Source organism: Mycobacterium sp. E3251, from assembly GCF_001666835.1.
Lineage (GTDB): Bacteria > Actinomycetota > Actinomycetes > Mycobacteriales > Mycobacteriaceae > Mycobacterium.
In genome coordinates this window covers 62,979-71,278 of sequence record NZ_LZJF01000174.1, presented here as the reverse complement: position 1 = coordinate 71,278, position 8,300 = coordinate 62,979, and the positions used below count along the sequence as shown (strand labels likewise).

Sequence of the window (8,300 nt, the reverse complement as noted above, 5' to 3'; positions counted from 1 at the left end):
ACGCCGAACCCGAACGACGCCCCGGGCGGCCCGCTGGTCGAAAGGGCGGATAGGCAATGCTGACCCGCTTCATCAAGCGCCAGCTGGTCATGTTCGGCATCCTGACCGCGATCACAGCGATTGCGTTGGGCTGGTACTACCTGCAGATTCCCACTGCGGCCGGGATCGGCCAGTACACGTTGAAGGCGGACCTACCCGCGTCGGGCGGCCTGTACAAGACCTCCAATGTGACGTATCGCGGTGAAACCATTGGCACGGTCACCGCCGTCGAGCCGACCGCCACGGGGGCGCAGGTGACGATGAGCATCGGGGACCGCTACCGGATCCCGATCGACGCCTCGGCGAACGTGCATTCGGTGTCGGCGGTCGGTGAGCAGTACCTCGACCTGGTGTCGGTAGGCAATGCGCACCAATACTTCTCGCCCGGTCAGACCATCACCAAGGGAACCGTGCCCACCGAGATCGGGCCGGCGCTGGACGCCGCCAACCGGGGGTTGGCCGCGCTGCCCAAGGACAAGATCGCCGGGCTGCTCGACGAAACAGCCCAAGCGGTAGGCGGATTGGGCCCCGCGCTGCAGCGACTGGTCGATGCGACGCAGGCGATCGCCGGTGACTTCAAGACCAACATCACCGACATCAACGACATCATCCAAAACTCGGGGCCCATCATCGACAGCCAGGTCAACTCCGGTGACTCGATCGACCGCTGGTCGCACAACCTGAGCATCCTGGCCGCGCAGAGCGCGGAAAACGACCAGCACCTGCAAAGCATCCTGACCCAGGCGGCGCCGACCGCCGATCAGGTCAACGAGGTGTTCAGCGACGTCCGAGAGTCGCTGCCGCAGACACTGGCGAATCTCGAAATCGTGCTGGACATGCTCAAGCGCTACCACAAGGGCGTCGAGCAACTGCTGGTGGCTTATCCGCAGGGCGCCTCGGAAGGTCAGACGGTCACGACGGCCTTTCCGGGCTACGCATCGCTCGGGACCTCGCTGACGATCAACCAGCCCCCGCCGTGTCTGACCGGGTTTCTCCCGGCCTCCCAGTGGCGGTCTCCCGCGGATACCAGCCTGGCGCCGATGCCGTCCGGAACCTATTGCAAGATCCCGCAGGACACTCCGGCCAACGCGGTGCGCGGCGCACGCAATCTTCCGTGTGTCGATGTCCCCGGCAAACGCGCGGCGACGCCGCGGGAATGCCGCGACCCCAAACCCTATGTCCCGCTGGGCACCAACCCGTGGTACGGCGAACCCAACCAGCTCGTGACCTGCCCGGCGCCCGCGGCGCGCTGCGACCAGCCGGTGAAACCGGGGCTGGTGATACCCGCTCCGTCGGTCAACAACGGCCTCAACCCGGCGCCCTCCGACAGGGTGGCCGGGACGCCACCGCCGATCAGCGATCCACTGCAGCGGCCGGGATCGGGAACCGTGGAATGCAATGGGCAGCAGCCGAATCCCTGCGTCTACACCCCCGGCGCCCCTCCCCCGGCCGTTTACCTGCCCCAGAGCGGCGAACTGGTGGGGCCCGATGGCGCGAAGTACACGGTCGAGAACTCGAGCAAAACGGGAGACGACGGCTGGAAGGACATGCTGGCGCCGCCTGCCAGCCGATGAAGGGATTGGAAATGCGGGAAGCGATTGGCCTAGGCCAACTTCGGAGTGACGCCTGTAGGTACCTCGAACGGGTCGCCGCCGGGGAGACCATCGATGTCGTCCGCCGCGGCAAGCTGGTAGCGCGTATCGTGCCCGTCGGTGACTGGAGGGTGGCTCCCATCCCCGCGCGGTCCGCGAAACCCGGGCCGCAAAACGCCGGTGGGTGGATCGGCCTAGATGAACTGCGAACGCGTGCCGGGCGATGCTTCGACCGGGTCGCGGCCGGGGAGACCGTCAGCGTCGTGCGCGGGGGCAGATTGCTGGCGCACATCGTGGCCGCCGGCGACGCGGACAGGACGTCGAGGCCGGTGGACACCGTCGGCGGGATCGAGCTTGACGAATTGCGAAAGCGTGCGGGTCGTTACTTCGACGAGGTTGCGGCGGGCCAGACGATCGACGTCATCCGGGGCGGCAAGCTGGTTGCCCGCATCGTGTCGGTCGCCTAGGGACCACGGCCGCTGATTTCCCGCGCTGCACGGAAGGTTTGCGGCACCGGCGGTGTTATGGCTCGTGTGACCGCGAGTGGCTTCCACGAGGGCGAGACCGCAACGCAGCGCCGAGCGGGCGTCGAAGCCGAGGCCGGGCGGCTCGAGGGCATGCTCGACTCGTCGGGCCTGTCCGTGGGCGCCGAAAAATTTCTCGCGTCACAGCGGTTCGCCGCGCTGACCGCGCGCGACCACGCCGGGGTCCTCTGGATCTCGCCGTTGGCCGCACCGCCGGGTTTCCTGCGCGGCCACGACGACATCTTGCGGGTCGCCACCTTCCCCCGCGACGGCGATCCCCTGCACGACATCCCGACCGGTCAACAGGTAGGACTGATCGCCATCGACTTCGCCACCCGGCGCAGGCTACGGGTCAACGGCGAGCTTGTCAGTGCTGACCGGCCGGGCGGCATGTTCGTCCGCGTCGATCAGTCATACGGCAACTGCCCCAAGTACATTCATCGCCACGCCATCGACGTGGGGATCCTTGGCGCCCCTCCTCCACTGCCTGCGACCCGCGCGACGGTTCTGGACGCATCCGATCAAGCGTTGGTCGCACGGGCAGATACGTTCTTTCTGGGCACCAGCCATCCCACCCGTGGCCGAGATGCGTCACATCGCGGAGGTCCACCGGGATTCGTCCGAGTCGACTCCCCAGACCGATTGTGGTGGCCGGACTTTCCGGGGAACAACATGTTCAACAGTTACGGCAACCTCGCCGTCGACGACGAGGCCGCTTTGCTGTTCATCGATTTCGATACCGGCGCCACTTTGCACATCACCGGCACCGCACACGTGCGGTGGACCACCCCCGGCGAGGCCGGTGATGACGGTGGGGTGGGTCGAAACGTCGCATTCTCCGTCGACGCCGTCGCCCGCTAGTCCTCGAAGAGTCCCCCGTCCGGTAGGGGGAGTTGGCAGATGGCGTGCGCCTCGTCGGCGCTGAGCCCGAACAACCGCAGAACGTTTTCCGTGACGACGTCCGCCGCGCGCGCGTCATCGCGATCGGGATGGTCACGCAACAGGTTTCCGAGGCCCAGCAGCGCGCCCCCGGCCATGGCGAGGGCTAACTCGGGGTCGTCGACGTCAAACCTCCCGGCGGCGACGCCGGCTTTGATGTCGCGGAGTGCGCGCGGCGCCAGACCCCGTTCCGACGACAGCAGTTCCAGCCCGTTGGCCAGCAAAATCTGGCTCTCCTGCGGATGCCGACGAAACAGCCGGCCAGTCAGCCGAAAACTGGTGGCGAAAGTTTGGGCCGGGTCCTCGATGGCTTCGGTGAGCCGATCGAGCATCGACCCGTAGGCGTCGAGCACATCGGCGACCGCGGCCTCGAACAACTGCTCCTTGCTGTCGAAGTGGTTGTAGAAAGACCCCATGCCCACGTCGGCGGCCTGGGTGATTTCCAGGACCGGGACATTGACCTTGCCCTCGGCGATCAGCCGCTGCGCGGCTTTGACCAGCGCAGCCCGGGTACGCCGCTTGCGCCGCTCCAGCCTGGTCGGCTCTACCATCGCGCTCATTCACAGCAGTATGCATCAGTTATGAGGATTCCGTCAGATCCTTGACTGAACGTTCTCTCGTATGTGACGATTTCGTCAGTTAGTTGGGAGTTAGTCATGGATTTGACCGAAAGTGCCCGCCCGCAGGCGCACAGCGAGCAGACCGCGCGGCCCGGTGAGCATCCGGGGCGATCGCGTAACCCGGTGATCAAAGTCGCCGACATCGCGTGGTTGGAGTTCGAGCGCCCGGACCTGGCCCGGGCCGAGGCGTTCGCGCGGGCCTTCGGCTTCCAGACGGCCCAACACGGCCCGGACGAACTGCACTTACGCGGAACGTGGGCGGGAGGGCCGTGCGTCATCGTGCGTCGCGGCCGGCGAAGCCGCTTCGCCGGCGCCGCGTTCCGGGCCCCCGACCAGGGCGACGTGCTCCGGTTGGCGGACTCCGTAGGCGCATCGGTGCGGCCGCTGCCGGAAACCATCGGCGGGGTATCGGTCGACTTGATCGACCCCAGTGGCATGCCGGTCCGCGTCGTCGCCGGATTGCATCAACTCCCGGAACTACCGGGCCAACGACCCCCCGCCTTCAATTTCGGAAACGACATGCGGCGCGTCAACATCGGCCAGCGTCCGCCCCGAGAGCCCGCGCGGGTGCAACGCCTGGGCCACCTGGTGGTGCAGTCGACCAAGTACCTCGAAACGCTGAACTGGTATCTGGACAACCTGGGCATGATCGTGAGCGATTTCCTGTACTTCCCCGGCCAACGCGACCGAGGCCCGACCATGAGTTTCATTCGGTGCGACCGTGGCTCGGCACCGGCCGACCATCACACCCTGGCCATGGCCCTGGGTCCGGCCAACCGCTACGTCCATTCGGCGTATCAGGTAAGCGACCTCGACGCGCTGGCCGCCGGCGGCGAATACCTTGGCGCGCGGGGTTACTCGCGGTCCTGGGGAATCGGCAGGCACATTCAGGGCAGCCAGATCTTCGACTACTGGCGGGATCCCGATGGTTATCTGTTCGAGCACTTTACCGATGGCGACGTGTTCGACAACACGCTGGACCCGGGCTGGGCGCCCTTCACCGCATCCGGGCTGGCCCAGTGGGGCCCACCGGCTACCAAGGACTTCCTCGGAACCGATGCGAAATCTGCTCGGCGAGAATTGGTTTCGTTTATCACAGCGCTCCGCGCGGACAACGAATTCGATGTCAGCCGCCTGGTTGGCCTACTGAAAGTTCCCACCTCATGACCCTTCCCGTCCTGCACACCGCCGACTCCTGGTGGCTTAAGACCGTCAACGGCGCGGTCAAGATCGACACCGCGGCGACCAGCACCGCAGCGCTGCTGGCCGACCGGGCCGCCATCGAAAGAGCGGCCAACCACACCGAGACCGTCGCCGTCGACACCCTCAGCTTGATCTCACCGGTGACCCGGCCGTGCCGAGTCATCGCCCAAATGACCAACTTCGAGTCGCATGTCAGGGACGCGGGCATGGATCCGGCCTCGGTCCCGCTCACGTTCTTCCGCAAGGCATCCGCGTCCATCAACGGGCCGTTCGATGACATCGTCAAACCGCAGCACGTCAGGCTGCTCGACTACGAGGTGGAGGTCGGCCTGGTCATCGGCCGCGCGATTGCGATCGGCACCACCATCACCGACGACAACCTGGGCGATTTCATCGCCGGGTTGGTCGTCACGAACGACGTCTCCGCGCGTGACATCCAACTTCCGCAAACCCAGTTCTACGAGGCCAAGTCGTATCCGACGTTCACACCGGTCGGCCCGGAGTTGGTGCTACTGAACGCCAATGAACTCAAGCGCTTCGGCGATCTGCGCCTGCGCCTCAGTGTCAATGGTCAGGAACGGCAAAACGCCCTCGTCGAGGGCGACATGTTGTATCGGCCACTGGAGGCGTTGCAGTCACTCACCCAGTTCCAGGAACTCGCCCCCGGTGACCTGGTGCTCACCGGCACCCCGGCCGGCACCGCGCTGAGTGCACCACCGAAGCCCGTGCAGCTCATCGGAAACCTGTTGCCGCCCGCCATGAAATGGAAGATGTTCTTCTCGCGCCAGGCCGCCAACCAGAATTACCTGCATGACGGCGACGTCGTCGAGGCGTCGGTGGCCACCGACGACGGGGCCATCGACCTCGGAACACAGCGCACCACAGTCCGATTCGCGTGACCACGCCGTCCACCCGCCGGCTCCCCGTCGTCATCGTCGGCGCCGGACCGACCGGTGTCACCACCGCCACGTTGTTGGCGCGGTACGGCGTGGACTGTCTGGTGCTCGACCGCTGGCCGGGCGTGTACGCTCAGCCGCGCGCCGTGCACCTGGACGATGAGATCTATCGCATCATCGCCCGCCTCGGCATCGCCGAACAATTCGCGGCGATATCGCGGCCGACGCTGGGCCTGCGGCTGGTAGACAACCGGTTTCGCACGCTGGCCGAGTTCAACCGCGATCCCGAACGCAGTGTGCACGGCTACCCGCAGGCCAACATGTTCGACCAGCCGGAGTTGGAGGCCCTGCTGCGGGCCAATCTCGAACGCCACCCCAACGCCCAGCTGCGGGGGAACGCCGAAGTCACCGAAATCGTGTCGGACGGAACCCGCGTCCGGGTCACCTTCACCGACCGCTCCGACGGCCGGGTTCATCAGGTCGACGCCGACTACCTGCTGGGCTGCGACGGCGCCAACAGCATGGTGCGCACCCGGATCGGCTCGGCCATGAGGGACTTGAACTTTCAACAGCGCTGGCTGGTGGTCGACATCGCCAGCGATGCGGATCTACGCCAGTGGGATGGGGTCCACCAGGTGTGCGACCCGGGTCGCGCGGGGACCTACATGCGCATCGGGCCGTCCCGCTACCGGTGGGAGTTCCAATTGTTGGCCGGCGAAACCGCGAACGACTTCGGCAGCCTGGCCCGATTGCGGCCCCTGATCGAGCCATGGACGAGCACCGTACCCGTCGGCGAACTGACGTTGTTGCGCGTCGCCGAGTACACCTTCCGCGCGCAGATCGCCGACCGCTGGCGTCGAGGCAACGTCTTCATCCTCGGCGACGCGGCACACCTCACTCCCCCGTTCATCGGCCAGGGTATGGGAGCCGGACTGCGAGACGCGGCCAACCTCGCGTGGAAGATCGCCGGAGTCCACCACGGCGCCCTGGCGCCGAGTGTTCTGGAAACCTATGAGCGGGAACGCAAACCGCATACCCGATCCATGATTCGCCTGGCGCTGAGCGTCGGCTGGGCCATGACCGGCGGAGGCCGCCCGGGCAACGCGGCGCGCCGGGCGGTGTTGCCGCGGCTGCGGCTCATCCCCGGCCTGCGGGACAAGGTCGCCGACTCGAGAACGCCTGAGCTGCGGCGTTCCGCGTTGGTACGCCGATCCCTGCGACGGCACCGGCTCGCCGGCACGCTCTGCCCGAATCCGGCGCTACGCAACGGTCAACGCCTGGACGACGTGCTCGGTGCCGGTTTCGCGTTGATCAGCACCGCCCGCCCCGGTGCGGCCGACGAGGCGGCGCTGCGGCAGCGCGACGTCGCCGTGCTGGTCACCGAAGCCGGCAGCCCGCTGGAGGCATGGCTAGAACGAGGCCGTGCCACCGCCGCACTGGTTCGCCCCGACCGCACGGTGGCACACGCCGGACGCGACCTCGCCGCCCTCTGTGCCTGGACGGCAACAATCCTTTGCCCCGCCGCAGTTCAGGCGGAAGCCCCCGGGCGCGCGACGATCACCGGCGTCCGCACCGAATGCAGGACCGCGTTGCTGACCGATCCCAACAGCACGCCGGTCAGACCGCCGCGACCGTGACTACCCACGACCAGGAGCTGGGCGGTTTCGGACTTGTCGGCGAGCTGCCGGGCCGGCTCGTCACGTACGACCAATCGCTGCACCGTCACATCGGGGTAGCGTTCCTGCCAGCCCGCTAGGTTCTCGGCCAAATTGCGGTGCGCCTCCGCTTCCAGGGACGACCAATCCGCTTCCGGGAGTTCGCTTATCGTGATGTCGCTCCATGCGTGTAGGGCCGTCAGCTCGACGCCGCGACGGGAGGCTTCGTCGAAGGCGATTTCGATCGCGAGCTCGGAAGCCGGCGAGCCGTCGACTCCCACGACGACGGGAGCGTTGCGCATGTCCGGCAGCTCGTCGCCATGGATGACCGCCACCGGGCAATGGGCATGCCGCACCACGGTCGCGCTGACCGAACCGAGCACGCTCCGGGCCAGCAATCCTCGTCCCGCCGTGCCCACAACGATCATGTCTGCCTCGCCGGACATGTTGATCAGGGCCAGTGCCGGGCTGGAGTACACGAGTTCCCGCTGGATGGTGACCTTTCGTTCTGCCGGCAGCGCCTCTTCGGCGAGCTTGATCGCGTGCATGATGGCCTTCTTGCCCTCGTCTTCCAGCCGCACCGCTAGAGACTCGGGGTATGGGACCGGCGGCCAGGTGGCGGTCGGGGTTGTCACCGCATGGACGACGGTCAGCGGAATCTTTCGCATCGCCGCTTCGTGGGCGGCCCAGATCGCAGCCGCGTTCGATGCCTGCGAGCCGTCCACCGCGACGACGACGCCGCGCTGTTGATCAGGTCCGGACATTTCGTTCTCCCTCCATCACCAGCGACGCTATAAACCCGAGGGGTCGTCGGTCGTGAGGCTTAAGTCCC

Annotated in this window: 8 protein-coding genes; 6 read left to right on the top strand and 2 right to left on the bottom strand. The window is 66.7% G+C overall.

All coding sequences use genetic code 11. The features are described from left to right. Positions 1 to 56: 56 nt before the first annotated feature. The 3 genes from A5697_RS21685 (at position 57) to A5697_RS21675 (ending at position 3,016) form a co-directional block, all read left to right on the top strand. Complete coding sequence (locus A5697_RS21685) at positions 57 to 1,613, top strand: MlaD family protein (RefSeq protein WP_068012001.1); 1,557 nt, start codon at positions 57 to 59, stop codon at positions 1,611 to 1,613. 11 nt (positions 1,614 to 1,624) lie between these two features. Then, positions 1,625 to 2,098 carry a hypothetical protein gene (locus tag A5697_RS21680; protein ID WP_156673399.1) on the top strand — a complete coding sequence of 158 codons (474 nt, stop codon included), beginning with the start codon at positions 1,625 to 1,627 and terminating at the stop codon, positions 2,096 to 2,098. Between the two features lie 66 nt (positions 2,099 to 2,164). Further along, on the top strand, positions 2,165 to 3,016 hold the full coding sequence (locus tag A5697_RS21675; protein ID WP_068012000.1) for a pyridoxamine 5'-phosphate oxidase family protein: 852 nt from the start codon (positions 2,165 to 2,167) through the stop codon (positions 3,014 to 3,016). Here the strand turns inward: A5697_RS21675 and A5697_RS21670 are convergent. Continuing rightward, on the bottom strand, positions 3,013 to 3,654 hold the full coding sequence (locus tag A5697_RS21670) for a TetR/AcrR family transcriptional regulator (RefSeq protein ID WP_067948147.1): 642 nt from the start codon (positions 3,652 to 3,654) through the stop codon (positions 3,013 to 3,015). The genes A5697_RS21675 and A5697_RS21670 overlap by 4 nt on opposite strands. A 96-nt stretch (positions 3,655 to 3,750) precedes the next feature. Here A5697_RS21670 and A5697_RS21665 point away from each other — a divergent pair, with 96 nt between their 5' ends. Genes A5697_RS21665 through A5697_RS21655 form a run of 3 tightly spaced genes read left to right on the top strand, consistent with a single transcriptional unit; the run spans position 3,751 to position 7,450 of the window. Beyond that, the gene (locus A5697_RS21665; protein WP_068011999.1) at positions 3,751 to 4,881 is read left to right on the top strand and encodes a VOC family protein; all 1,131 of its coding nucleotides are present in this window, start codon (positions 3,751 to 3,753) and stop codon (positions 4,879 to 4,881) included. Beyond that, a complete protein-coding gene (locus tag A5697_RS21660) occupies positions 4,878 to 5,816 on the top strand; it encodes a fumarylacetoacetate hydrolase family protein (RefSeq protein WP_068011998.1) in 939 nt (312 codons plus the stop codon). Before A5697_RS21665 ends, A5697_RS21660 begins: the two co-directional genes overlap by 4 nt. Beyond that, on the top strand, positions 5,813 to 7,450 hold the full coding sequence (locus A5697_RS21655) for a bifunctional 3-(3-hydroxy-phenyl)propionate/3-hydroxycinnamic acid hydroxylase (protein WP_068011997.1): 1,638 nt from the start codon (positions 5,813 to 5,815) through the stop codon (positions 7,448 to 7,450). The genes A5697_RS21660 and A5697_RS21655 overlap by 4 nt, the downstream gene beginning before the upstream one ends. Here A5697_RS21655 and A5697_RS21650 read toward each other — a convergent pair. Next, positions 7,342 to 8,232, bottom strand: a complete 891-nt coding sequence (locus tag A5697_RS21650) for a universal stress protein (protein ID WP_068011996.1) — start codon at positions 8,230 to 8,232, stop codon at positions 7,342 to 7,344. The genes A5697_RS21655 and A5697_RS21650 overlap by 109 nt on opposite strands. Positions 8,233 to 8,300 lie beyond the last annotated feature (68 nt).

Excerpts from the sequence above, each read along its gene's own strand:
- A5697_RS21650 (WP_068011996.1), bottom strand. The coding sequence starts at position 8,232 with ATGTCCGGACCTGATCAACAGCGCGGCGTCGTCGTCGCGGTGGACGGC.
- A5697_RS21660 (WP_068011998.1), top strand. The coding sequence starts at position 4,878 with ATGACCCTTCCCGTCCTGCACACCGCCGACTCCTGGTGGCTTAAGACC.
- A5697_RS21670 (WP_067948147.1), bottom strand. The coding sequence starts at position 3,654 with ATGAGCGCGATGGTAGAGCCGACCAGGCTGGAGCGGCGCAAGCGGCGT.
- A5697_RS21680 (WP_156673399.1), top strand. The coding sequence starts at position 1,625 with ATGCGGGAAGCGATTGGCCTAGGCCAACTTCGGAGTGACGCCTGTAGG.
- A5697_RS21685 (WP_068012001.1), top strand. The coding sequence starts at position 57 with ATGCTGACCCGCTTCATCAAGCGCCAGCTGGTCATGTTCGGCATCCTG.
- A5697_RS21665 (WP_068011999.1), top strand. The coding sequence starts at position 3,751 with ATGGATTTGACCGAAAGTGCCCGCCCGCAGGCGCACAGCGAGCAGACC.